Source organism: Kitasatospora sp. NPDC127067 (genome assembly GCF_042724755.1).
GTDB classification, from domain to species: Bacteria; Actinomycetota; Actinomycetes; order Streptomycetales; family Streptomycetaceae; genus Kitasatospora; species Kitasatospora lactacystinica.
Genome location: NZ_JBHXEM010000069.1, coordinates 24,534 through 45,864 on the forward strand (window position 1 = coordinate 24,534; position 21,331 = coordinate 45,864).

Here is a 21,331-nt window from a genome sequence, read left to right on the forward strand (position 1 = left end):
CCGGTTCGGGGTGAAGTGCCGGACCTTCACCGCTCTCCCATCAGATGATCACTCTGCTGCCGTGATCCCGACCCCCGCCGTACGGGGTGGTCCACTCCAATTCCCTTCGCACACCCCCGAGCTGCGAAAGGCCACCACGCCGATGACCCGCCCCGCCGACCACCCCACGCCCGACCGGATGCTGCGCGAGGCCGCCGCCCGCCTGGACCGGCGCCGCTTCCTGACCGTCACCTCGGCCGCCGCCGCGCTCGCCTTCGGCGTCAACCTGCCCTCCGCGCACGCCGCCGACAACGAGATCGCCCCGCGCGCCATCGGCGACAACCCCTTCACCCTCGGCGTGGCCTCCGGTGACGCCACCCCCGAGGCCGTCGTGCTGTGGACCCGCCTGGCCCCGCGCCCCCTGGAGCCCGGCGCCGGCCTGCCGCCCACCGGCTCGGTCAAGGTCGGCTGGGAGATCGCCCGCGACGAGAAGTTCCGCCGCGTCGAGCGCCGCGGCACCGCCCGCGCCCACGCCGAGTTCAACTACGCCCTCCACGTCGACGTCGACGACCTCGACGCCGGCCGCGAGTACTGGTACCGCTTCACCGTCGGCTCCTGGTCCAGCCCCGTCGGCCGCACCCGCACCGCCCCGCCGCGCGGCAGGAAGCTCGACAGCGCCCGCATCGCCCTCGTCTCCTGCCAGGCCTACGAGGACGGCTACTTCACCGCCTACCGCCACCTCGCCAACGAGGACCTGGACGCCGTCTTCCACGTCGGCGACTACATCTACGAATACGGCATCGACGCCGCCGGCGGCGACCGCAAGTACACCGACCGCACCCTCGCGGCCCACTTCAACCACGAGACCACCACCCTGGAGGACTACCGGCTGCGCTACTCCCTCTACAAGAACGACCCCGACCTCCAGGCCGCGCACGCCGCCCACCCCTGGTACGTCACCTGGGACGACCACGAGGTGGAGAACAACTACGCCGCCGGCATCCCGGAGAAGAACCAGGACCCGGCCCCCTTCGTCGCCCGCCGCGCCGCCGCCTACCGCGCCTACTGGGAGAACCAGCCGCTGCGCATGCCCCAGCCGCACGGCACCGAGCTGACCCTCTACCGGCGCGTCCACTTCGGCCAGCTCGCCCAGTTCGACATCCTCGACACCCGCCAGTACCGCGACGACCAGGCCAACGGCGACGGCTGGCAGTACCCCACCCCGGAGTCCGACGCCGCCGGGCGCACCCTGATGGGCGCCACCCAGGAACGCTGGTTCGCCGAAGGCCTGCGCCGCTCCAGGGCCACCTGGAACGTCGTGCCCCAGCAGGTCGTCTTCTCCCGCCGCAAGAACACCACCGCCGATCGCTCCAAGCTCTCCATGGACGCCTGGGACGGCTACCCGGCCGCCCGCGAGCGCTTCCTGCAGGCCGTCGACCGCTCCGGCGTCAAGAACCTCGTCCTGCTCACCGGCGACGTCCACGTGGCCTACGCCCTGGACGTCAAGCGCAACTTCGACGACCCCGGCTCCCGCACCGTGGGCGTGGAGTTCGTCGGCACCTCGATCAGCAGCGACGGCGACGGCGAGGAGAAGCCCTCCAACTGGAACAACCTCATGTCGGCCAACCCGCACATGAAGTTCTACGACGGGCGCCGCGGCTACACCGTCCTCACCCTGGACCGCCACCGCGCCCGCGCCGACTACCGGGTGGTCTCCCACATCACCCGCCCCGGCGGCACCCTGTCCACCGCCGCCTCCTTCACCACCGAGGCCGGCAACCCGGGCATCCGCCCCGCCTGACACCTTGTCGAACGCCCCGGCCCCGCCGCTTCGAGGGAGGCGGCGGGGCCGGGTGCTCAGATGCCGTGGACGAGGCGGCCGAGGACGGCCGCGGTCTGCTCCGGGTGCTGCTCCAGCCAGATGCCCAGGTGGTCCCGGACGGCCTGCGCGACGCAGGTGCGCACGGTGTCGTCGCCGAGCACGTCCCAGGTGGAGCCGTGGAACTCGGGAGCGTCGAGCTTCACCGACACGACCGCCGTCAGGCCCGCGCAGACCTGCTCGGCGGTCAGGGCGGGGTCCGGCGCGGCCGACAGGAGCCCCTTGCGCGCATACGCGTCGAGCGCGGCCGCCACCCCGTCCCGGAAGCCCGCCTCGTGCGTGCCACCGCGCGGCGTGGGCCGGCCGTTGGCGAAACTCCGGATCCTCTCCTCGCCACGACCGCGCCACCGCCAGGCCGCTTCCACCGTCCCCGCCATCCGCGGGTCCTCGCCCTCGAAGCCGATGATGTCCGTGGAAGCGGAGGCCGCGTCCCGGCCGTCGAGGAGGGCGACGAAGTCCCGCGCCCCGCCGGGGAACCGCAACCGGACCGACCGCGGCTCGCCCGGGCCGCGCCGGTCGGTCAGCGAGATGTCCAGGACCCGGTTCAGCAGCGCCAGTTCCCGGAAGCGGTCGGCCAGTTCGTCGAACGAGCACTGCGCCGCACCGAAGATCCCGGTGTCCGGCCAGAAGGTGATGACGGTCCCGCTGCCGGTCGCCGGGCCCGCCTCGGTGGGCGGGGCGACCGCGACACCGCGCTCGAACTCCTGCTCCCAGCGGACCCCCTCGCGCCGCACCTCGGCAGTCAGCCGGCTCGACAGGGCGTTGGTGACGGTGGGCCCGACGCCGTTGTAGCCGAGCATCACGTCGTGGCGGCCGCCGCCGAGCCGTGCTCCGGCGTGCATACGGGTCAGCAGGGCTCCGAGGCCGGGCTCGCCGGCAGCCCCCTCGTCGTGGACGGGAACGCCCGGACCGTCGTCGGCGACGCACACGCCACCGTCGGACCCGAGCGTGATTTCGACGCGGCCGGCGCGGCCCGCCAGGACCTCCTTCACCGCCCGGTCGGCGACCTCGAACACCATCTGGTGCAGGCCGCGTTCACCGGTCGAGCCGATGTACATCCCGGGCCGCCTGCGAATGGCTTCCCGCGCCTCCAGCACCTGGATGCGGGCGGCGTCGTAACTGCTGGATTCCTGGCACACGGTGTCCCCTCCGAAGGTGTCCCGGCAGAACTCCACAGCCTAGGCGAATTTCAGAATAACACCAGGTCAGAGCCCATTTGATGAGGGTGTGGACGGCCGCGTGAGCGCCTGCCGGCAGGCGTCCGCCCCAGGGGTCCCGGACGGCCACCGCGGTGCGGCCAGGGCGCCGTCGAGGCCGCGCACGAGGCCATTTCGGGCACCACCGAGGGCCGTCGATTCACTCTTTTTCCGTGCGCCGCTCACCGCTGGGACGCCTCGTAGGCCTCGCGGACGGTCGAGGGGACGCGTCCGCGCTCGTTGACGAGGATGCCGTGGGCGCGGGCCCAGCGGCGGATCGGCTCGTCCTGCGGCCGGGGGTCGGGCTCGCGGGAGGCGGCGGGCCTGCCGGGGCCGGTCCAATCTCCCGTGGGGGCTCCCTCCAGCCAGTCCGCCGCATGGTGGAAGAACGCGGACAGCGAGGCGTACACGCCCTCCTCGGGGCAGGACGCCTCCGCCCACGTGCCGACGGTTCCGGTGGCCGTGTCCAGGAACGTCCCGTAGAAGCCGTCGCGCTCCGCGGCGACCGGCACCCAGGTACGGCGCCAGAACGGGCAGTCGGGGTCCTCGGACGGCTCCGCCTCCTCCAGGGCCGTCCGGCTGAGGTGGACCCGCTGGACGTCCGTCAGGCCGAGCAGGATGTGGCCGCCGGGCAGGGGCACGGCGCAGGCCCGCGTCACCAGGCACGAGGGCATGTCGGGCTGCGTGCCGGCGTCGATGCCGTTCGCCAGCAGCCACTGCCGCAACTCCTGCGGCAGCGTCAGGCCCATGCGCCGTTCGGCCCGGTCGACGTCCTCCCGGCTCGCCGGGCCGCCGAGGGCGGCGAAGACCTCCGGGTCGTGCCGCTCCAGCCACCCGGTCACCCGGCCCCACGCCCGCCGTACGTCGTCTCCCGGCCCGTGCGCCGCCCCGGGCGCCGGAGTGCCGGCCGCGTGCGATTCCTGCTGGTCATCCATGGGGCGACCGTACGCGGGGCCACCGACAGGGGCCGGTCGGACGCCCGACCGGGGAGGTTTCGGCATCGATCGGCCGGTTTGTGATCACGGTTCGGCGACCTTCCGTCGGCCGGTGAATAAATCGGTCCTCCCCGCTCCCCGGCAGCGGTAGGTTTCCCGACGCACATATTCGTGACCGTCACGGGGGATTTCACCATTTCCACTCAGTCTGCCGAGCTGCCCGAGAGCGCTGCGCCCACCGAGCCCGCCTCCGACGCCCCGGCACCCGGCCCGGGCCTGCCCGGCTACGGCGAGGGGCAGCTCAGCTGCCGGCACTGCGGATCCGTCCCGGCCGTGGACGCGACCTTCCGCGGGCACCTGGGCCTCATCATCATCCTGAAGTACCTGAAGACCCGGGGGCCGTTCTGCCGCAGCTGCGGCATCGCCACCCACCGCGAGATGACCTCCGACAGCCTCTGGCAGGGCTGGTGGGGCATCCCCTCGATGATCGTCAACCCGATCATCATGCTGATCAACATCCCGCAGCGCCTGAAGGTCGACAAGCTGGCGGAGCCGCTGCCCGGCGCGCCCCGCCCGCCGATGGACCCCGGCAAGCCGGTGTACCTGCGGCCCACGATCCTCGGCGTGCTCATCCCGGCGCTGCTGATCACGGTGATCTACCTCGTCGCGAAGCGCGACCCCGAGTTCGCCAAGGCCGGCGACTGCATCCACAACAACAACCCGATCGCCGCCGCCCTGCCCGGCCTCGTCGACAAGAACCCCGACGTCGAAGTGGTGCCCTGCTCCGACCCCAAGGCCGAGGCCCGCGTCGTGGGCCGCGAGGAGGACACCAACGACGGCGAGGCCGCGTGCAGGAAGTTCCCCACCGCCGACGGCTACTTCACCTACAAGCGGAGCAGCACCAAGTACACCCTCTGCCTGCAGAGCCTGGAGACCCCGCAGCAGACGAGGCCGACCACGATCTTCGGCCCCGTCAACCCGTAGATCCCGTGATCCTGTAGTCAGGCCCGCCCCGGGCCGGCGCGACTCCGGCCCTTCGGACGAACCGAAGGGCCGGAACCGTTTCCTGACGCGCCGCCGACGAGCTCCCCGGGCCTTCGCGGCGCAGCGCACTCACGATGAGGCCGCTCCAGGAGCAGCACGCGGGGAGAGGGTCAGAGGACCCAGATGTGCAGGTAGTAGTTGGCGCCAGCGGAGGTGCAGTAGGCCTTGCCGGCGTAGGAGTCCCTCATGGCGATGCACATCGACTTGGTGAAGGGGCCCATGACCTCCCAGTACCCCGGAACCACGGCCGACGACGTGCCGGCCTGGGAGGGCACGGGGGCCGCCTGTGCGGTGGCGGCGCCGCCCGCCAGCACGGTGGCGCCCAGAACCAGGCCGGTGAGAAGCAGACGTGCGCGCATGTGTGTTCTCCTCTGTCGCTTCGTGGATGTGCGGTGTGCCTCGGGCACGAATGGAAGAGTCCACCCGGAGCGGTGCGGGATTCGACTCGTTTCGGCCTGCCCCGAAACGAGTGCGGCCGGAAGGCTCATCCGCAGGTGCGGGCGCGGATGAGGAGGATGTCGTGTTACGGGTTCATTTCACCGCCGAGGACCTGGCGCAGGTACGGGTCGCGACGTTGGGACCGCTCGCGGAGACGCAGCTGAGCCTGCGGACCGTGCAGTGGCGCGACCGTGCGGTGCTGTTCGACGGGTGGCGCGCGCGGACCGGTCCACGGATCGATGCCGACGGGCGGGAGACGGCACGGTTCCTCAGCCCGGCCGCCTGCGGGGGACTGGTGGACCTGTTCACCCTGGTGGGCGCGGTGGGCTGTGTGGACGAGGGGGTGGAGCGGCTGATCGGTGTGCCGACCCCGCGGCTGCGCGCGGAGTTCTCCGTCAAGCCGCGTACGGCCGGGCGTCCGGCACCGTGGCTGACCGAGGCGATGGACGCCGCCCCGCAGGCGGTGCGACGGCTGGGCGTCGCCCTGCGGCGCTGCCACCGCGTCGCGGTCGCCCCCTACTGGCCCCGCATCGACCAGCACCTTCAGGGGGAAGTGGCGCGACGCGGCCGGCTCATGGCGCAGGGCGGGGTGGGGGTGCTGCTGGACGGTCTGCGCCCGATGGCCGTGTGGAACCCGCCGGTGCTTCAGATCCCCGGCTACCGGCCGCTGGTCCATCCGGAGGCCGACTTCCACCTGTCGGGCCGCTCGTTCGTGCTGGCTCCGTCGGTGTTCTGCGGGCCGGTTCCCCAGCTGTTCGCCAGCCCTGAAGCCGAGACGGTGGTCATGGCCTATCAGGCACTGCACGATCCGGTCGATGCGGCTGCCCTGTGGGCTCCCCCTGTCGATGCCCGCAGCGGCGATGCCCCGGTGCCGCCGGCTCTGACCGCGCTCCTCGGCCGTAGCAGGGCGATCGTGCTGTGCGTCATAGCCGACCATCCCGCCTGCACGACGACGCAGTTGGCGCAGCGGGCCGGATTGTCGCCGGCCAGCGCCAGCGAGCACGCCACCACCCTGCGCAAGGCCGGACTGACCGCTCTGACCCGGGAGCGGAAGGCGGCCCTTCACACGCTGACCCATCTCGGCCTCACCTTGCTGAACACCAACGGCACTTCCCCTACAGCTTCCTGACTGCTGGTCGGCACACCGGGACGGTGCGGCCGGCAAGGCCTCCCGACCAGAGTTCGCCACCGGCTACCAGGCACATGGCCGAGACGGTCCCGCGCAGTTCGAGTCACCTCGGGCCGATGTGGCAGAAGGCCGATGACCCGGAGGTCGAAGAACAAGTCGGGGGCGGCATCCGGCTGTCAGGCGGCGGCCAGGCCGTCCGGGCTCACGCCGACGGTCTGCGCGGCCCGCAGGGCCGCCCTGGCGTGGGCGGCGCCGGTGCGGGCGGCCGTCGCGCCGCGGCCGACCTCGACCTGCCGGGGTGCGAGGCCCGCGCAGGGGTCGCAGAGTCCGGAACGGGGCACCGGGTCATGGCACTCGGCGCACTCGGCGTATCGGGCCGCGGCGGGCCGAGCGGCGCTCCGGTCGGGTGGCAGCTTGCGCTCCGGGCGGTGGCGGAGCAACGCGAGCGCCGAGTGCATTGGGGTGGGCAGGCCCGGCATCAGGGCCTGGGCGAGGTCGCCACCCTGTTCCGGGCGGATCGCCCGGAACAGGGTGGCGACGGCCTCGCGGAGCTGCTCGTCCGGCACCTCCGCTGACCGGCCACCGGAGTTTTGATGCTCCATCACATGTCGCTCGGGGAGGGAGGGTTCTTGGTTCCGGTCCTTTGGAAGGGCGTCAGCGCCGCCGGTGGCCGCTTCACCGGGAACCGGACGGGTGACACCCGGCGGCGCGAGCCGCGGGGTGTCGTAGACGTGGGTCTCGGTGACGGTCGTGCCGTCGGGCCTGCGGATCCGCTCGACCCGGTAGTACCCGGAGGCGGTCAGCTCCTTCAGTGCCTTGCGGATCGCGCCGCGTCCCTGGGGGCTGGTGTCGGCCATGTGCCGGCCGTCCTCGCGCCATCCGTCGGGGCGGGAGAGGAGGTCCGAGAGCAGGCCGCGGGTGGTGTAGGAGAGCTGCCGGCACTGCAGCATGCCGTTGGGCAACACGGTGAAATCGCGCACGTGGGCGCTGCGATGAACACGCATCGGGAGTGGTTGTTGTCACGGAACCTGTCACAACGATCGCGCGCACAAAGGGCGTTCGCGACAGAGGTCAGGCGGCCGGGGCGGGCGTGGGGACGATCCAGAGCTCGGACGGGCCGTTGATGATGACGGACTCCATCCGGGACGGCGCCGCCCTGGACGGGTCCAGGACGGCGCCCGGGTAGGCGCCGAAGAGCCCGTCCAGGGCCACTTCGGCCTCCAGGCGGGCCAGCGGCGCGCCCAGGCAGAAGTGCGGGCCGTGGCCGAAGGACAGGTGCTCCTTGTCGGGGCGCGTCGGGTCGAAGTCGTCCGGCCGCTGCGGGTGGACCTCCGGGTCCCGGCCGGCCGCGCCGAAGCCGAGCAGGATCGGTTCGCCCCGCCGGACGACCACGCCCTCGCCGAGGTCGATGTCCTCCAGCGGGTAGCGCAGCGGGATGTGCATCGCCGGGCTCTCGTGGCGCAGGGTCTCCTCGATGACGTCCCCCCAGCCGAGGCCGCCCTCGCGGACCCGGGCCAGGTGGCCGGGGTGGGTGAGGAGCGCCTGGACGGCGCTGGTGATGAGGTTGACCGCGGTCTCGTACCCGGCGCCCAGCATCAGGAAGAGGATGTCGCGGGACTCCTCCTCGCTGCGGCCCGTCCCGTCGCCGGTGCCGACGCCGGCCACGTCGGTGGCGAGGTCGGGCCCGGGGGAGCGCCGTTTGAGCTCCAGCAGGTCGGTCAGCACCACGTTGATCGCCGCCCGGGAGGCGGTAATCTGCTCGGCCGTGGCCGTCGTCGTCAGCAGGGCGTCCATCGACGTGCCGATCCGCGGCCGCATGTCGGCGGGCACGCCGAAGAGGTCGCAGATCACCGTCATGGTCAGCGGGAGCGACAGCGCCCGGCGGACGTCCACGGCCTCGCCGGGGCCCAGGTCGCGGAACGCGCCGACGAGGGCGGCGGTCGTCGCCTCGATCCGGGGCCGCAGCCCGGACACCCGGCGGGGCGAGAAGGAGGGCGCCATCTGCCGTCGTGCCGAGCGGTGTTCGCGGCCGTAGAGGTTGAAGAAGTTCTGCTGGAACGCGATCGGCCCCATCGGCCACCCCTCGGGCACCGAGGCCAGGCCGGGCCAGTGCCTGCGCGGGTCGCGGGAGATCCGGGGATCGCCGGTCAGGGCGCGGATCACCGAGCTGCGGGTCACGGACCAGGCGATGATGCCGCCGGGGAGTTCGACCCGTACGGCGGGCCCGGCGGCGCGCAGTTCCGCGTTCTGCTGGTGGACGCGCCGGGCGGTCATGTCCAGCACCGGGCAGCGGCTGTCGTCTGGAGCCATGGCATTGCTCCTCACGAGCTCTCAGGAACTCAGGAACTCAGGAACTCTCAGGAACTCTCAGGAACTCTCGGGAACTCTCGGGACCTGTCGGGCCCGCCCCGGTGGACGGTGGTGCCCCGCGGCGGGGCCGACCTGTCCGGGGCCGGTGCTCCGTTGCGGATCGGGGCCTGTGCTCCGTTGTAGAGGGGCGCGGCACGGCCGTCAACGGGGCATTGGCCCGTCCGGCGCACCGCCCCGGCTCACCCCCGGCTCACCCCCGGCGCACCTTCGCATCCCGCCCGCCCCGCTCCCGCAGAGCCCGGTGGGTGAGCACCGCCCCCGCCGCGGACAGCACCGCCAGGACGACCCCCAGGACGTGCAGGGCCCCGGTGAACCCGGCCGCCAGCGCCTCCCGCCGGGCCGGGTCCACCTGCCCCTGGACGGCCCGGGCGGCGAGCCGGGCCGCCTCGCCGCCCGGCAGGCCGGGCAGGTGAGCGGCGGTCAGCGCGGTGAGCAGCGCGGCCGCGCCCGAGACCGCGACCGACTCGCCGGTGATCCGCATCGTGTTGAAGACGCCGGCCGCGGCCCCGGCGCGCTCGACCGGCACCGTGCCCACCGCCGCGTCGTCCATCACCCCGAACGCCAGCCCCACCCCGGCCCCGAACGGCAGCAGCGGTACCGTCAGCGCCGCCCACCCCGCGTCGCCGCGCACCGTGACCAGCAGCAGGGCGCCCAGCGCGATCAGCGCCGAGGCACCGGTCAGCACCGTACGGACGGAGAACGCCGCGGCCAGGCGCCCGGCCGGCAGCGGCAGCAGCAGGACGGGCACCGTCAGCGGCAGCAGGAGCAGACCACTGGTCAGCACGGAACGCCCGCCCACCCCCTGGAGGTAGGCCGGCAGGTAGACCAGCAGCACCACGAAGCCGAGCGTCACGGTGAACGGCTGGCACACGACGGCGAGGAACTCGGGCCGCCGGAACAGCCGGACGTCGAACATCGCCCGCTGCGCCCGGCGCAGCTCCACCACCGCGAAGGCCGCCACCAGCAGGGCCGCGCCGGCCAGCGGCAGCAGGGTGCCCGGCGCCGTCCAGCCGGCGCCGGTGGCCCGGACCAGGGCGAACGACAGCGCGGCGAGCCCCGCGGTGAAGCAGCCGAGCCCGCCCAGGTCGATCGGGGCGCGGCCCGGTGCCCGGGACTCCGGCGCCCGGACGGCGCACAGGTACGCGGGCACGGCCAGCGCCGCGACCAGCAGGAACACCGCCCGCCAGCCGCCCGCCTGCACCAGCGCGCCGGCCGCCGGGGGCCCCACCGCCAGGCCCGTGCCGAAGGACGTGCCGAGTACGCCGAAGGCCACCCGGCGCCGCCGCCCGGACGTCGAGTGGGCCAGCACCGCCGCGCCCGCCGCCAGGACGGCCGCCGCCCCGCAGCCCTGCACCGCGCGGGCCGCGTCCACCACCGCCATCGACGGCGCGAGCGCGACCACCAGGGACAGCGCGCCGACCAGCGCGATCCCCGCCAGCAGCACCCGGCGCCGGCCGAGCCGGTCGGCGAGGGCGCCGGCGGCCAGCGGCAGCGCGGCGAAGGTGATGTTGAAGGCGTTCAGCATCCACTGGGCGGCGTCGGTCGAGGCGTCGAGGCGGGCGGCCATGTCGGGCAGCGCGACGGCGGCGCCGGTCACCGAGAACGGCAGCATCACGCCGGCGCAGCCGACCGCGGCGACGGTGGCCCGGTAGCGGTCCCGGCCGGCGCCCGCCGCCGTCGGGAGGCTGCTCGCAGAGGTGGGAGCGCTTGCGGAGGTGGTCATGCGCCGATCGTCGGCGGGCCGTGCGAGCGGCGGGAAGGGAGTCCCGTTCCCTGGGTCCGACAGGGCCACCCTGCGGGCCCCGCACCCCCGAACGGCGCCCCCCGGCGCCCCCATACTGGAACGCATGGCCGACCCGAACCCGCTCGCCGGCAGCCTCGGCGAGTACCTGCGCACCCGCCGCGCCCTGCTCACCCCCGAGGACGCCGGGCTGCCGCCGACCGGCCGTCGACGGGTGCCGGGACTGCGGCGCGAGGAGGTCGCGGAACTGGTCGGGCTCAGCACCGACTACTACGTACGCCTCGAACAGGGCCGCGCCGACCGGCCCTCCGACGAGGTGCTGGACGCCATCGGACGGGCGCTGCGGCTCGGCCCCGCCGAACGCGCCCACCTGTACGACCTGGCCCGCCCGCCGCGCCGGGCGGCGGGCGGGGCGGCGGGCCGAGTGGCGGGCCGGACGGCGGGGCGTTCGGAGGCGCTGCGCCCGGCGCTGTGGCGGGTGGTCGAGGCGATGGCGGACACCCCCGCCCTGGTCATGAACGACCGCAACGACGTGCTGGCCTGGAACCGGATGGCCGCCGCGCTGATCGCCGACTTCCCCCGTCTGCCGCCGCGCGAGCGGAACATGGCCCGCCGGCTCTTCCTCGACCCGGACGCGCGCGAGGTCCACCTCGACTGGGCGGAGGCCGCCCGCACCACCGTCGGCATCCTGCGGATGGCCGCCGGGCGACGGCCGCACGATCCCGAACTCGTCCGCCTGCTCGGTGAACTCTCCCTCGGCAGCCAGGAGTTCCGCACCCTGTGGGCCGGGCGCCATGTGCACGAGAAGAGCCACGGCCGCAAGCGCTTCCACCATCCGGCCGTCGGGGAGGTCACCCTCGACTACGAGACCTTCCGCGCCCCCGACACCGCGCACCACCTGCTGGTCGTCTACACGGCCGCGCCCGGCAGCCGGGCCGAGGAGGCGCTCGGCCTCCTCGGCGCGCTCACGGCCGAACCGGTCGCCCGGCACTGAACCGAACCGGAGCTGAGCGGGCCGCCCGTCACCCGGCCGGCGCCGGGCCTCCCGTCACCCGGCCTCACCCGTGGCCGCCCGGGTGGTGGACGGTGAGGTCGCCGTAGGCCCGCAGGGCGCCGGCCGGGTCGCCGGGCTGGTCCCGCAGAACGGCGTCCAGGAAGGCGAGGGTGGCCGCGGCGACGACGCGCGGGCTCTCGGTGCGGCCCAGGGAGCCCACGAGCGAGGGCACGGGCGGCAGGTACAGGGGGCCGTCCATGAAGGTGAGATGTGCGGCGCCGGGGACGGTGAGCCGGTAGCTCGTCGCGGTGCTGGACCCGAGTGCCTCGGTGAGGCGGGGCAGGTAGCGCGGGTCGGTTCCCGGGGTGAGGGCCTGGGTGAGTGCGAGCGTCGGCCGGTCGAGGGCGGGCGTGGTGGGGCCGTGGGGGTAGCCGTCCAGGTCGAGGACGGCGGCGAACCGGCGGTCCTGCCGGGCCGCCTGCAGGGCGGCGGCGCCGCCCATGGAGTGGCCGCTCACCGCGACCCGGCCGGTGTCCAGGCGTCCGGTCAGCGGGTCGGCGATCCCGCCCCGGTCCAGGGCGTCCAGCTGGGTGAGGACGAAGCCGAGGTCGGCGGCCCGCACCGCCGTCCAGCCGGCCGCCAGCTCGTCGTCCTTGCCCCGGTCGCCGCTGGAGGCGGTCTCGGTGGTGACCGTCCGGCCGTCGGCGAGGACGACGGCGGCGGAGTCGTACGGGTGGTCGAGGGCGGCGACCACGTATCCGTGGCTGGCGAGTTCCTCCGCCCAGGCGGTGTTCTGGGTGCGCACCCCGCCCGACCCGGGGGAGAACAGCACGACCGGGAACCGTTCGCCACCGCCGGCCACCGGGGCGTCGAAGACCGAACGGCTGCGGGCCCGCGGAACACCGTCGACCAGGAAGCCCGGCAGGCCGACGCCGCGGGCGAGGGCCTCGGAGACGGTGCGCGCCTCGCGCTCGGTGCGTCCCAGGTACTGGGCCCGCCGCGTGCCCGCGGGGCTCTTCCGCGCCGGGTACCAGAGCTGGACCACGACCGTGCGCAGGTCGTTCGGATCGGCGGTGAAGGTCTCGGGGCGGCGCGGGTCGGTCCACTGCACCACGCGGGTGCCGACCGCGAAGGCGCCCGACGGTTCGGGGAACACGGGCACGGGAAAGGCCCAGGCGGCCACCGGGCCGGTGGCGATCAGGCCGGCGCAGGCCACCGATCCCGGCAGCGCCAGCCACCAGCGGGCCCGCCACGCCGGCCGGCCGCCGCGGCGCCGGCCTCGCAGCAGGGGCGCGAGGGCGAACGGCGCCGCGAGGGCGGCGCCGGCCAGGACCGGCAGCAGCTGCCAGCGGATCCCCGTCACGGCCGGCGCGAGCGCGGACGGTACGAGGAGCGCCCCCGCCGCGATCGTCACGCGCGGGCGGGCGGCGGGGGGAAGCCAGCGCGCCACCACCAGCGCGACGGCACCCAGCAGGGCGAGGATCTCCAGGGGGGACATGGGCAGTCCCGCGATGTTCTCGGTCACCCGGCCATGCTCGGCACCGGGCGTGCGCCGCCGCATCGATCACGGGTCGCCGCCGTGGGCGACCGGGGTCGCAAACCGCTGAACGTCCCCGTACGACCGCAGCAGTAGTCGAGCACGCCGGACCGGCGGCCGCACTGCGACCACGGGAGGTATCGGGACTCCTCCTGCGGGCGTATCCCGGCCCGGCGCGATCAGACGGTGGACGCATGTGCCGCGCGGGCCGGCGGCCTACCGTGAACAGGGCCGCGGTACGTGCCGGGCAGCGGTCCGTGCCGGGGCCACCATGACGCCGAATCGACAGGGACGTGCGATGACCGAGGCGGCCGCGGAACCCGGCCAGGCCCACCGGAACCAGGTGCCTGTGCGGGCGCCCGTGCCTGTGCGGGTGCGGGCGTGGTGGGCGGGCACGGCCCTACGACTGACGCAGTACGCCGACCTCGCCCGCGCACGAGCGGCGCGACCGGTGAAAGCCGCCGCACGCTGGGGCTCCCGGCTGCCGCCCGCGGTACGGGACGCGCTGCTGCCGGCGCTCCTGCTCCTCAACGCCGCGACCACGCGCCCGCCGCACGAGCTGCCGGTGGCCGTGGCCCTCACCGCCGCCCTCGCGCTGCCCCTGCTGTGGCGGCGCCGGGCCCCGCGCACGGTGTTCGCCGCGGTGGCGGCCGCGGCCCTCGTCCAGTGGCTGACGGGAGTCCAACTGCCCGCCGACGTCGCCCTGTTGGTGGCCCTCTACACGGTGGCCGCCACCTCGGGCCGGCGCGGTACGTTCGTCGCCGGCGCCCTCGTGGAGGCGGGCGCCCTGCTGGCCTGCCTGCGCTGGGCGACGGAAGGCGCGTTCCTGACCCCGTTCGTCGCGGTCACCGCGATGGTCGTCGCCGCCGCCGTCCTCGGCGTGAACGTGCGCACCACGCGCGCCTACCTCGCGGCCCTGGAGGAACGGGCCGCCCGCCTGGAGCACGAACAGGAACAGCAGGCGCGACTGGCCGTCGCCGAGGAAAGGACGCGCATCACCCGGGAGATGCACGACATCGTCACCCACAACCTGTCCGTCATGGTCGCGCTCACCGACGCCGCCGTCTACGCCCAGCACCGGTCGCCCGACAGGGCCACCACCGCGATGCTCCAGATCTCCGAGACGGGCCGCCAGGCCCTGACCGACATGCGGCGCTCACTGGGCGTCCTGCGCACCGACGAACCCGACGCGCAGCGCCACCCACTGCCCGGCATCGCCCAACTGGAGGCCCTCGCCGACCAGATGTGCGCCGCCGGACTGCCCACCCGCCTCGACGTCCACGGCGGCCACGCCCACATCCCCGCCACCGCCCAACTCACCGTCTACCGACTGGTACAGGAAGCCTTGACCAACACCCTCAAGCACACACCCGCCGGCACCCGCGCCACGGTCCGCATCCACTGCTCGACCGCGGCCGTCACCGTGGACGTCACCGACAGCGGCCCCCGCCCGCCGCAACCCGCCACTGCCACCGCCGCACCGTCCGGCCACGGCATCCCCGGCATGCGCGAGCGCTCGGCCGCCTACGGGGGGAGACTGCGGACCGGACCGCTCCCGGGCGGCGGCTGGGGAGTGCACACCCGCCTGCTGCTCGACAGCGGCGAAGCGGCGCCCGCATGACGATCCGCATCCTGATCGCCGACGACGAAGCGCTGCTCCGGATGGCCTTCAGCACCGTCCTGGAGGCCCAGCCCGACATGGCACCGGTCGGCGAGGCCGCCGACGGCGCCCAGGCCGTACGCCTCGCCCGGGAGCTGCGCCCCGACGTCGTCCTCATGGACGTGCGGATGCCCGGGACCGACGGGATCGAGGCGACCCGGCAGGTCGTCGGGAACTCCCCGCACAGCAGGGTGCTCATCCTCACCACCTTCGACCTGGACGAGTACGCCTTCGCCGGACTCAACGCCGGGGCCTCGGGCTTCCTGCTGAAGAACGCCCGGCCCGAGGAACTGCTCACCGCGATCCGCAACGTCGCCGCGGGCGACGCGGTGATCTCCCCGCGGATCACCCGCCGCCTGCTGGAGAACCTCCGCCCGCACATCCCCGACGGCCGCAACCCCGAGCACGAGGAGCGGCTGGGCCGGCTCAGCGCCCGCGAACGCGAGGTGCTCGTCCAGGTGGGCCGCGGCCTGTCCAACGCGGAGATCGCGGCCACCCTCTACCTCGCGGAGGCGACCGTGAAGTCCCACCTGGGGAGGATCCTGCACAAGCTCGAACTCCGCGACCGGATCCAGGCCGTGGTCCTCGCCTACGAAAGCCGCCTCGTCCACCCGGCCTGACCCACCACCCCGCCGGCCGTGCGCGGGAAGTCGGCCCGGCCGACTCCCCGCGCGGCGTGGACGTCCTCGATGTCGTCGGCGAGCGCGTACCCGCATCGCGGTGAAGTGCGCATAGCCGGTCATCGCCGGAAAGAGCGTTTGCGCGATGGCAGGCCGGCCGTCTGTCTCCAGCCGGGGCTCGGCGAATTGCGTGTCCGGGCTCATACGGCGAGCCGCCGCCTTCACCGTTGCTGTACGAATCGGTAATGGGCCCGCGACAGCAGAAAGTATGCGGGGCCGGACTCTTGTGAGCCAGGGCTCCGGAGTGTGAGACCGCAAGAAAGGAAATAACCTGCCGAGGAGGTGGGTATTGTGGCGCTGCAGGCGAGTTGGGTCCACGGGAACGCCATGGTGGTGGAGAATCCCGAGAACCTCAGCCGCAACGGACACTTCGGGTGGGGCTCCGATGTGGACATCACACCCGGGAAGACCAGCTGGTTCCACATCGCCGTACCGACGCCGGTGATCGTCAACGACGTCCGGACGAACCTGGTCAGGGTCTTCGTCCTGTTCAAGACCGACGTCGGATTCGGCCAGCTCACCCGGGTGCACGTCTGGGACGCCTCCGGAGGGCCTATCCAGCAATTCGAGAACCTCGCAGGCGAAGGTGAACACCGCACCGGGCTGGACGGTCAGAACACGTTCAACCTCGACCAGCCCCATTCCGTGGCCTTCGGTATCGGAATCTCGTTCTTCGTCGTCGCGGCGATCGGGTTCGACACGCCGATCGCCCCCTCGCGTCTGATCCTCGGAACGGCGGGTGGTGATTTCACGACCTGACCGCCAGTCATTCCAGCCACTCAGGGCATCGCGGTCGAACGCCGCCGGATTCGACCACGAGTCCTGGCGTCAGTTGCTCACGGTGTCCTCGGACAGCGACGTCAGTCGGCCGCGAACCGGCGGCCCGGACGGACTCGATGGGTTCGTCATGGAGAAGCGTTGGCGTGTGCCGGGTGCGCAGTCCTGGACGTACTGAAGCTTGAGCGGGTGGCGTCCGGGCCGCCGTGGTGCAAACGCTGCCCACGTCAGCGAAGACGACGCTCCGACAGACGGGCCGCCCGCGGCGGCACCGCCGGCACGACCTCCCGCGTGCACCAGCCGTGTCAGCGCACCGCGGGGATCGCCCCGGAGCGCCAGTCGGCCAGCCGTTTGCGGATGCTCGCCACCATCGGCAGCCCGTCCGTCTCGGCCGGGGTGAACCAGGCCACCTCGTGGGACTCGTCGGACACCCGCAGCTTCCCGCTGACCGGGCGTGCGAGCAGGCAGATGGAGAACTCCTGGCGGACCTCGCCGTCGTCGTAGGCGAAGACGTGGCCGGGGTCGGTGTAGGTGCCGACGATCCCGGTGATCTCGACCTCGATGCCGGTCTCCTCGTACGTCTCGCGGATGCCGCACCCGGCGAGCGACTCGCCGATGTCCATCTTTCCGCCGGGCAGGGCCCACATCCCATTGTCGCTACGCCGCTGGAGCAGGACACGGCCCGCATCGTCGACCACGACCACGGATGCGGCCGGGACCAGCGAGTTGGCGGCCGGGGCGTTCGGGTCGTCCTCGTAATCACGCCTGGGCATGATCCACCACCTCTGCTGCCGGGGCCGTCCATACCTCACGGCCGTTCGCCCACAAATCCTCGATGTGACCGCCGAAGCGATCGAACACCCCGTCGTCCTGGTCCCGCCTGAGGTGCATCATTGGGGCATCGTGGCCGAACGCCGCCGGATTTGACCACGAGTCCTGGAGTCAATTGCTCACAGTGTCCTTGGTCGGCCGCGAGCCGGCGGCCCGGACGGACCCGATGGGTTCGTCATGGAGAAGCGTCGGCGTGTGCCGGGTGCGCAGTCCTCGACGTACTGCACTTGATCGGGTGGTGTCCGGGCGCTGTGGTGCAAACGCTGCCCACGTCAGCGAAGACGACGCTCCATGTACTGACGAGGACCATGACGGCGCGGGCGCCGGCGAGGACACCAGGGGACGTTCTTGCCCTGCGGGGCGCCCCCCTGGGACCGGGCGGCAAGCTCGACTGCCCGTCACGCAAAGCGCTCGGCCGGGCAAGCCCCAGCCGAGCGCCCGGCAGCCTCTTCACCGCACGTCGCGATGCTTCTGGAACCGTCCCGGGCCAGGACGCCAGGGCTTCGAAATCAGACTTCGCCGAACTCGCCGCTGCGGACCGCAGCGACGAACGACGCCCAGGCCTCGGGCGGGAAGACCAGAGCCGGCCCCTGGGGGTCCTTGGAGTCACGGACCCTGCCCGGGTGCGCGTCATCCACCTCGATGCAGCCGCCCCCGCCATTGCTGTAGGTGCTCTTGCGCCACTTGGCGCCCGTTGGGTCATGCATGGTCCAGTTCCTTCCGTGTCTCCCGGATCATGGCCAAACTGTCCGGCTGGCTGAGCGCGTTGACCTGGAGTCGATCGTATCTATCGACCCATCGGGCCACCGTCTCGGCATCCTGCTCCAGATATCCCCGTTGAAGCGTCTCCGTGTACCCGACCAGCGCCCGATTCGGGAGGGTCAGGAGCGTGACGGGGTGGGACAGCGGTCGATCTTCGGCGAGGCGGTACGGGGCAACTTGGATGATCACATTCGGGCGATCACTCAGACTCTCCAGGTGAGAGAGCTGCACAGCCATGATCTCATGACCGCCGATCGGCCGACGTAGGGCTCCCTCGTCCAGAACAGCATGGATCATCGTGCCCCGGTTGAGCATGAGTTGGCGCTGGGCCAGCAAGCTGAGCCTTCCGTCGGCCTGTTCCCGAGTCGCCTCCCCGCGTCGGACGATGCCGGCTTCGTAGGCTGCGCTGTAGTCGGGGTGCTGAAGTATGCCCGACACCATGTCCGTGTCGAACAGCCGGGCTGTGATCGCTTCGCGCTCTCGGCGAAGGTACTCGGAGAACCCTGGCAACAATGCGCCGTTCTTCCAGCTCCACCACAGCCCTGTCAGAGCACCACCAGCATCGAGCGCGACGTCAACCCGTTCTACGAACTTTAAAGACGGAGCTTGCTTGGCTCGCTCCACGTTCGAGATGTAGACGTTGGAGTATCCGACTCGTTTGCCAAGTTCGATCTGCGTCAGCCCCTTGGCCTGGCGCGATCTACTGATCTGAACCGCCAGTGCTTCCAGTGGAGATGACGTTGGATCAAGTGTGCGGCGAACCAAGATCACCCTCTTTAAAATCTATCGGACTAGAGATTTGAAACTCTTCCGATCCTAGAGGAGGCTGAGTCATCCTGGTAGTCATTCGGTCACTGACCGGAGTTGCCTGCCGGGGCGGCAACGCGCACACCCCTCACAGAGACACCCATGCCCGAAGGTCGGGGCTCCTCAGATGCCCTCCAACTTGACGAAGCTGTGAAGGACTTCATTGGCCTTGAAGGCGAGGAGCCGCCCGGAAACGGTGCCTGGCCGCTGGATGACGCCGCACCAGGCAAGGCCCAGCGCATGGCGCACTCCATTCGCACGCACCCCTTGAGGTACTCCCCATGCTCAAAAACCACCGGCCCCGCATGTTCGTCGCGCGCCTCGACTCGCGGACCGAATCCACGCCGTTGGCCAGGTACCTGCTCAGGGCCTATCTCGCGGGCCTGCCCTCCGGCGACCGCTACCGCGACACCGCCGAGCTGCTGCTCGGCGAGCTGTTCGCCAATGCCGTCCAGCACTCCGACGCCCCCGACGACCGCCACATCGAAGTCCGCTTCGCCCTCGTCAACTCCCGCCTGCGGCTGGAGGTGCACGATGCCGGCAGCGGATCCCCGTCTCTTTGCTCCGCCGCGCCGGACGACGAGCACGGGCGCGGCCTGTTCCTCGTCAACGAGCTGGCCGATCGCTGGGGCAGCGCCAACCGCCCCGGCGGCATCGGCAAGTACGTCTGGGCCCACGTCGCCCCCGCCCCCGGCCCCGCCCTCGTCACCGCCTGAAAGCCCAGAACCCCCATGCACCTCACCACCCTCGCCGGCCACGCCCTCTCCCGCGGCCGCACCCCCGCCGACACCTACGCCCTGCTCGCCCGCCGCACCCACAAACCGGTCCCCTCCGCGCGGGCTGTCTGCCTCGCCCTCACCATCCCCCTCGCCGAGACCGTCCGCCGCCTCAACGAGTGCCACGACGCCCTCCTCGCCAACCCCCGCGCGGGTTCCGAGACCGACACCGGCGAACTCCTCGAAGCCCTCGGCGTCTTCGACGTCCCCAAGTCCCTCACGGACACCGAACTCGCCGTCGTCGACCTCTTCCTGCTCGCCATCGACGCCATGGGCGGCATCCGACCCGGCCACCAGCACGGCCTCCACCGCTGGTTCACCACCGGCAACCTCACCGCGGCCTACCTCTCCCTCGCCGCCGCCCGGCCCATGCCCCGCACCGGCGACCCCACCCTGTACTGGACCACCCTCGTCACCGCCGGCGAACTCCTCACCACCGCTCCCAACGCCGACACCCGCCTCAAGTACGCCCTCACCCACTGCCGCACCCAAGCGGCCCGTATCTGAATTCCGCGCCGTGCACAGGAAGTCGGACCCGCCGACTTCCTGTGCAGCGTGGCAGGAGCCGGGCGCGTTCAGCGTCGTGCATCCGCGAGCAGGGCCCGAGATCGGCTCTGTCGGTGATCTTGCGAGCTCAGGTGCCAAGGGTTCGCCAGGACTTCGGCCGGGGGATGTCGTTCTCGTCCGGGTAGGTCTGGAAGGCGGTCTCGATAACGGGGTTTCGTCCCGGTGACATGTGCGGCGAACCCCTTCCAGCTGATGATGTGCCCGCGGCGGACGTGACGAGCCGTCGTGTCGTGCAGGGAGACGATCGCCGAGGCGGAGGGTGGCAGGCTGCCGTCGTCGGCGGCGAGGATCCTGGTCCTGGGCCGGGTGGGGTTCTTGCCCGGACGGACCGGGCGTCCGTCGCGCGGGTACCAGCCCGCGAAGCCCCGTTGCACCACAGCCCGTCCAGCCGGTCTCCGGCCCGCATTGCGGTCGTGCCGACGGGGTTGCTCGACCGCGCGATCCGAGCGCTCGGAGAAGGGACTTGCTCACCGGAGCCGGGGTGCAGCGACAACTGACACCTCAACAACTGCACGGTCTTCGATCGGCCCCGAGCATGCCCGCTGATCACGTCGGCACCGGCGCGTCCGGTCCCGGCGCCCTCGGTCAGGTCCTCGGGTCAGGCACCCGACCGAGGGTCCGGGCGGAGCCGACGGATCAGCGGAGCCGCCGGGGGCGCCGGGGGCGCCGGATCAGGAGACGCGCTTCAGCTGCCAGGCGTTGTTGTTGAGGCTCGGGTTCGACCAGGCGACGCAGCTGCTGGTGTAGTAGGAGCTGGTCTGGACCCAGCCCGCGGGCGGGTAGGTGGTGGAGCAGGCCTGGACCACGGTGCCGACGGGCAGTCCGGTGAGCTGCTTGATCTGCTTGATGTTCGGGCTGAAGCTCCCCGTGCCGCAACTGCTGCTGTAGCCCCAGTTCACGTCGACGAAGCCGGCCGGGGTGACCACGCTTGCGCACGAGGTCGTGACGTCACCCGGGGCGGCCTGGGCGGGCGCGGCTGCCAGGGCGAGCATCGCGGCGGTACCGGCGACGGCCATACAGGTGGTACGGAGGCGAATCATGGGTGAGGCTCCTTCTGGTCGGGGTGGCCGGTCAGGCCGTGGAGCCATTCCTATGGTTTGATCACCGGTTTCGGATAGCGACTTTCAGGCCTAAAGATCCAGCGCGCAGAGCGGCGGCCAGGAGGCGCGGGAAGGCTGGAGAACGGGACACGCGGCGAAGGCGGGGGCGGGCCCGGACCGGTCCGGGCC

General features: G+C 72.5%; 20 protein-coding genes. 9 read left to right on the forward strand and 11 right to left on the reverse strand.

The window, feature by feature from the left end; all coding sequences use genetic code 11:
- The first annotated feature begins 142 nt into the window (after positions 1–142).
- The gene (locus tag ACFWJ4_RS25380; protein ID WP_380547264.1) at positions 143–1,780 is read left to right on the forward strand and encodes an alkaline phosphatase D family protein; all 1,638 of its coding nucleotides are present in this window, start codon (positions 143–145) and stop codon (positions 1,778–1,780) included.
- Positions 1,781–1,836: 56 nt separating this feature from the next.
- Here the strand turns inward: ACFWJ4_RS25380 and ACFWJ4_RS25385 are convergent, their stop codons facing one another.
- Together ACFWJ4_RS25385 and ACFWJ4_RS25390 are read right to left on the reverse strand one after the other, a co-directional pair.
- Positions 1,837–2,997 (reverse strand): ATP-binding protein, encoded by a 1,161-nt coding sequence (locus ACFWJ4_RS25385; RefSeq protein WP_380547266.1) that lies wholly within the window; start codon positions 2,995–2,997, stop codon positions 1,837–1,839.
- Positions 2,998–3,236: 239 nt separating this feature from the next.
- Complete coding sequence (locus tag ACFWJ4_RS25390; RefSeq protein ID WP_380547268.1) at positions 3,237–3,989, reverse strand: histone-like nucleoid-structuring protein Lsr2; 753 nt, start codon at positions 3,987–3,989, stop codon at positions 3,237–3,239.
- 171 nt (positions 3,990–4,160) lie between these two features.
- Here ACFWJ4_RS25390 and ACFWJ4_RS25395 point away from each other — a divergent pair, with 171 nt between their 5' ends.
- On the forward strand, positions 4,161–4,973 hold the full coding sequence (locus tag ACFWJ4_RS25395) for a hypothetical protein (protein WP_380547270.1): 813 nt from the start codon (positions 4,161–4,163) through the stop codon (positions 4,971–4,973).
- A gap of 170 nt (positions 4,974–5,143) precedes the next feature.
- Here ACFWJ4_RS25395 and ACFWJ4_RS25400 read toward each other — a convergent pair whose 3' ends face one another.
- Complete coding sequence (locus ACFWJ4_RS25400) at positions 5,144–5,392, reverse strand: hypothetical protein (protein WP_380547272.1); 249 nt, start codon at positions 5,390–5,392, stop codon at positions 5,144–5,146.
- Positions 5,393–5,553: 161 nt separating this feature from the next.
- On the opposite strand from ACFWJ4_RS25400, the gene ACFWJ4_RS25405 reads away from it, so the two are divergent.
- The gene (locus tag ACFWJ4_RS25405; RefSeq protein ID WP_380547274.1) at positions 5,554–6,600 is read left to right on the forward strand and encodes a winged helix-turn-helix domain-containing protein; all 1,047 of its coding nucleotides are present in this window, start codon (positions 5,554–5,556) and stop codon (positions 6,598–6,600) included.
- A gap of 176 nt (positions 6,601–6,776) precedes the next feature.
- Here ACFWJ4_RS25405 and ACFWJ4_RS25410 read toward each other — a convergent pair whose 3' ends face one another.
- From ACFWJ4_RS25410 to ACFWJ4_RS25420, 3 genes are all read right to left on the reverse strand, one after another.
- Positions 6,777–7,604 (reverse strand): hypothetical protein, encoded by an 828-nt coding sequence (locus ACFWJ4_RS25410; protein WP_380547276.1) that lies wholly within the window; start codon positions 7,602–7,604, stop codon positions 6,777–6,779.
- Positions 7,605–7,671: 67 nt separating this feature from the next.
- The gene (locus ACFWJ4_RS25415) at positions 7,672–8,910 is read right to left on the reverse strand and encodes a cytochrome P450 (RefSeq protein ID WP_380547277.1); all 1,239 of its coding nucleotides are present in this window, start codon (positions 8,908–8,910) and stop codon (positions 7,672–7,674) included.
- Positions 8,911–9,160: 250 nt separating this feature from the next.
- On the reverse strand, positions 9,161–10,693 hold the full coding sequence (locus ACFWJ4_RS25420) for an MFS transporter (RefSeq protein ID WP_380547279.1): 1,533 nt from the start codon (positions 10,691–10,693) through the stop codon (positions 9,161–9,163).
- A gap of 124 nt (positions 10,694–10,817) precedes the next feature.
- Here ACFWJ4_RS25420 and ACFWJ4_RS25425 point away from each other — a divergent pair, with 124 nt between their 5' ends.
- Positions 10,818–11,705: a helix-turn-helix transcriptional regulator gene (locus ACFWJ4_RS25425; RefSeq protein ID WP_380547281.1), complete on the forward strand. Its 888-nt coding sequence runs from the start codon at positions 10,818–10,820 to the stop codon at positions 11,703–11,705.
- Positions 11,706–11,769: 64 nt separating this feature from the next.
- Here ACFWJ4_RS25425 and ACFWJ4_RS25430 read toward each other — a convergent pair whose 3' ends face one another.
- Complete coding sequence (locus ACFWJ4_RS25430; RefSeq protein WP_380547283.1) at positions 11,770–13,266, reverse strand: alpha/beta hydrolase family protein; 1,497 nt, start codon at positions 13,264–13,266, stop codon at positions 11,770–11,772.
- Positions 13,267–13,693: 427 nt separating this feature from the next.
- Here ACFWJ4_RS25430 and ACFWJ4_RS25435 point away from each other — a divergent pair, with 427 nt between their 5' ends.
- From ACFWJ4_RS25435 to ACFWJ4_RS25445, 3 genes are all read left to right on the forward strand, one after another.
- Positions 13,694–14,863: a sensor histidine kinase gene (locus ACFWJ4_RS25435; protein ID WP_380547285.1), complete on the forward strand. Its 1,170-nt coding sequence runs from the start codon at positions 13,694–13,696 to the stop codon at positions 14,861–14,863.
- Positions 14,860–15,522, forward strand: a complete 663-nt coding sequence (locus ACFWJ4_RS25440; protein ID WP_380547287.1) for a response regulator — start codon at positions 14,860–14,862, stop codon at positions 15,520–15,522. Before ACFWJ4_RS25435 ends, ACFWJ4_RS25440 begins: the two co-directional genes overlap by 4 nt.
- 351 nt (positions 15,523–15,873) lie before the next feature.
- Complete coding sequence (locus ACFWJ4_RS25445; RefSeq protein WP_380547289.1) at positions 15,874–16,341, forward strand: DUF6623 family protein; 468 nt, start codon at positions 15,874–15,876, stop codon at positions 16,339–16,341.
- A 323-nt stretch (positions 16,342–16,664) separates the two neighbouring features.
- On the opposite strand, the gene ACFWJ4_RS25450 is transcribed toward ACFWJ4_RS25445, so the two are convergent.
- From ACFWJ4_RS25450 to ACFWJ4_RS25460, 3 genes are all read right to left on the reverse strand, one after another.
- Complete coding sequence (locus ACFWJ4_RS25450; protein ID WP_380547291.1) at positions 16,665–17,132, reverse strand: NUDIX domain-containing protein; 468 nt, start codon at positions 17,130–17,132, stop codon at positions 16,665–16,667.
- A 567-nt stretch (positions 17,133–17,699) separates the two neighbouring features.
- The gene (locus tag ACFWJ4_RS25455) at positions 17,700–17,897 is read right to left on the reverse strand and encodes a DUF397 domain-containing protein (protein ID WP_380547293.1); all 198 of its coding nucleotides are present in this window, start codon (positions 17,895–17,897) and stop codon (positions 17,700–17,702) included.
- On the reverse strand, positions 17,890–18,723 hold the full coding sequence (locus ACFWJ4_RS25460; protein ID WP_380547295.1) for a helix-turn-helix domain-containing protein: 834 nt from the start codon (positions 18,721–18,723) through the stop codon (positions 17,890–17,892). Before ACFWJ4_RS25460 ends, ACFWJ4_RS25455 begins: the two co-directional genes overlap by 8 nt.
- 317 nt (positions 18,724–19,040) lie before the next feature.
- On the opposite strand from ACFWJ4_RS25460, the gene ACFWJ4_RS25465 reads away from it, so the two are divergent.
- Positions 19,041–19,475, forward strand: a complete 435-nt coding sequence (locus ACFWJ4_RS25465; protein WP_380547297.1) for an ATP-binding protein — start codon at positions 19,041–19,043, stop codon at positions 19,473–19,475.
- 15 nt (positions 19,476–19,490) lie between these two features.
- On the forward strand, positions 19,491–20,042 hold the full coding sequence (locus ACFWJ4_RS25470) for a hypothetical protein (protein WP_380547299.1): 552 nt from the start codon (positions 19,491–19,493) through the stop codon (positions 20,040–20,042).
- Between the two features lie 731 nt (positions 20,043–20,773).
- Here the strand turns inward: ACFWJ4_RS25470 and ACFWJ4_RS25475 are convergent.
- Positions 20,774–21,142 (reverse strand): hypothetical protein, encoded by a 369-nt coding sequence (locus ACFWJ4_RS25475; protein ID WP_380547301.1) that lies wholly within the window; start codon positions 21,140–21,142, stop codon positions 20,774–20,776.
- Between the last annotated feature and the right edge of the window lie 189 nt (positions 21,143–21,331).

Excerpts from the sequence above, each read along its gene's own strand:
- ACFWJ4_RS25380 (WP_380547264.1), top strand. The coding sequence starts at position 143 with ATGACCCGCCCCGCCGACCACCCCACGCCCGACCGGATGCTGCGCGAG.
- ACFWJ4_RS25390 (WP_380547268.1), bottom strand. The coding sequence starts at position 3,989 with ATGGATGACCAGCAGGAATCGCACGCGGCCGGCACTCCGGCGCCCGGG.
- ACFWJ4_RS25400 (WP_380547272.1), bottom strand. The coding sequence starts at position 5,392 with ATGCGCGCACGTCTGCTTCTCACCGGCCTGGTTCTGGGCGCCACCGTG.
- ACFWJ4_RS25410 (WP_380547276.1), bottom strand. The coding sequence starts at position 7,604 with ATGCGTGTTCATCGCAGCGCCCACGTGCGCGATTTCACCGTGTTGCCC.
- ACFWJ4_RS25415 (WP_380547277.1), bottom strand. The coding sequence starts at position 8,910 with ATGGCTCCAGACGACAGCCGCTGCCCGGTGCTGGACATGACCGCCCGG.
- ACFWJ4_RS25420 (WP_380547279.1), bottom strand. The coding sequence starts at position 10,693 with ATGACCACCTCCGCAAGCGCTCCCACCTCTGCGAGCAGCCTCCCGACG.
- ACFWJ4_RS25425 (WP_380547281.1), top strand. The coding sequence starts at position 10,818 with ATGGCCGACCCGAACCCGCTCGCCGGCAGCCTCGGCGAGTACCTGCGC.
- ACFWJ4_RS25430 (WP_380547283.1), bottom strand. The coding sequence starts at position 13,266 with ATGCGGCGGCGCACGCCCGGTGCCGAGCATGGCCGGGTGACCGAGAAC.
- ACFWJ4_RS25440 (WP_380547287.1), top strand. The coding sequence starts at position 14,860 with ATGACGATCCGCATCCTGATCGCCGACGACGAAGCGCTGCTCCGGATG.
- ACFWJ4_RS25450 (WP_380547291.1), bottom strand. The coding sequence starts at position 17,132 with ATGCCCAGGCGTGATTACGAGGACGACCCGAACGCCCCGGCCGCCAAC.
- ACFWJ4_RS25455 (WP_380547293.1), bottom strand. The coding sequence starts at position 17,897 with ATGCATGACCCAACGGGCGCCAAGTGGCGCAAGAGCACCTACAGCAAT.
- ACFWJ4_RS25465 (WP_380547297.1), top strand. The coding sequence starts at position 19,041 with ATGCTCAAAAACCACCGGCCCCGCATGTTCGTCGCGCGCCTCGACTCG.
- ACFWJ4_RS25470 (WP_380547299.1), top strand. The coding sequence starts at position 19,491 with ATGCACCTCACCACCCTCGCCGGCCACGCCCTCTCCCGCGGCCGCACC.
- ACFWJ4_RS25475 (WP_380547301.1), bottom strand. The coding sequence starts at position 21,142 with ATGATTCGCCTCCGTACCACCTGTATGGCCGTCGCCGGTACCGCCGCG.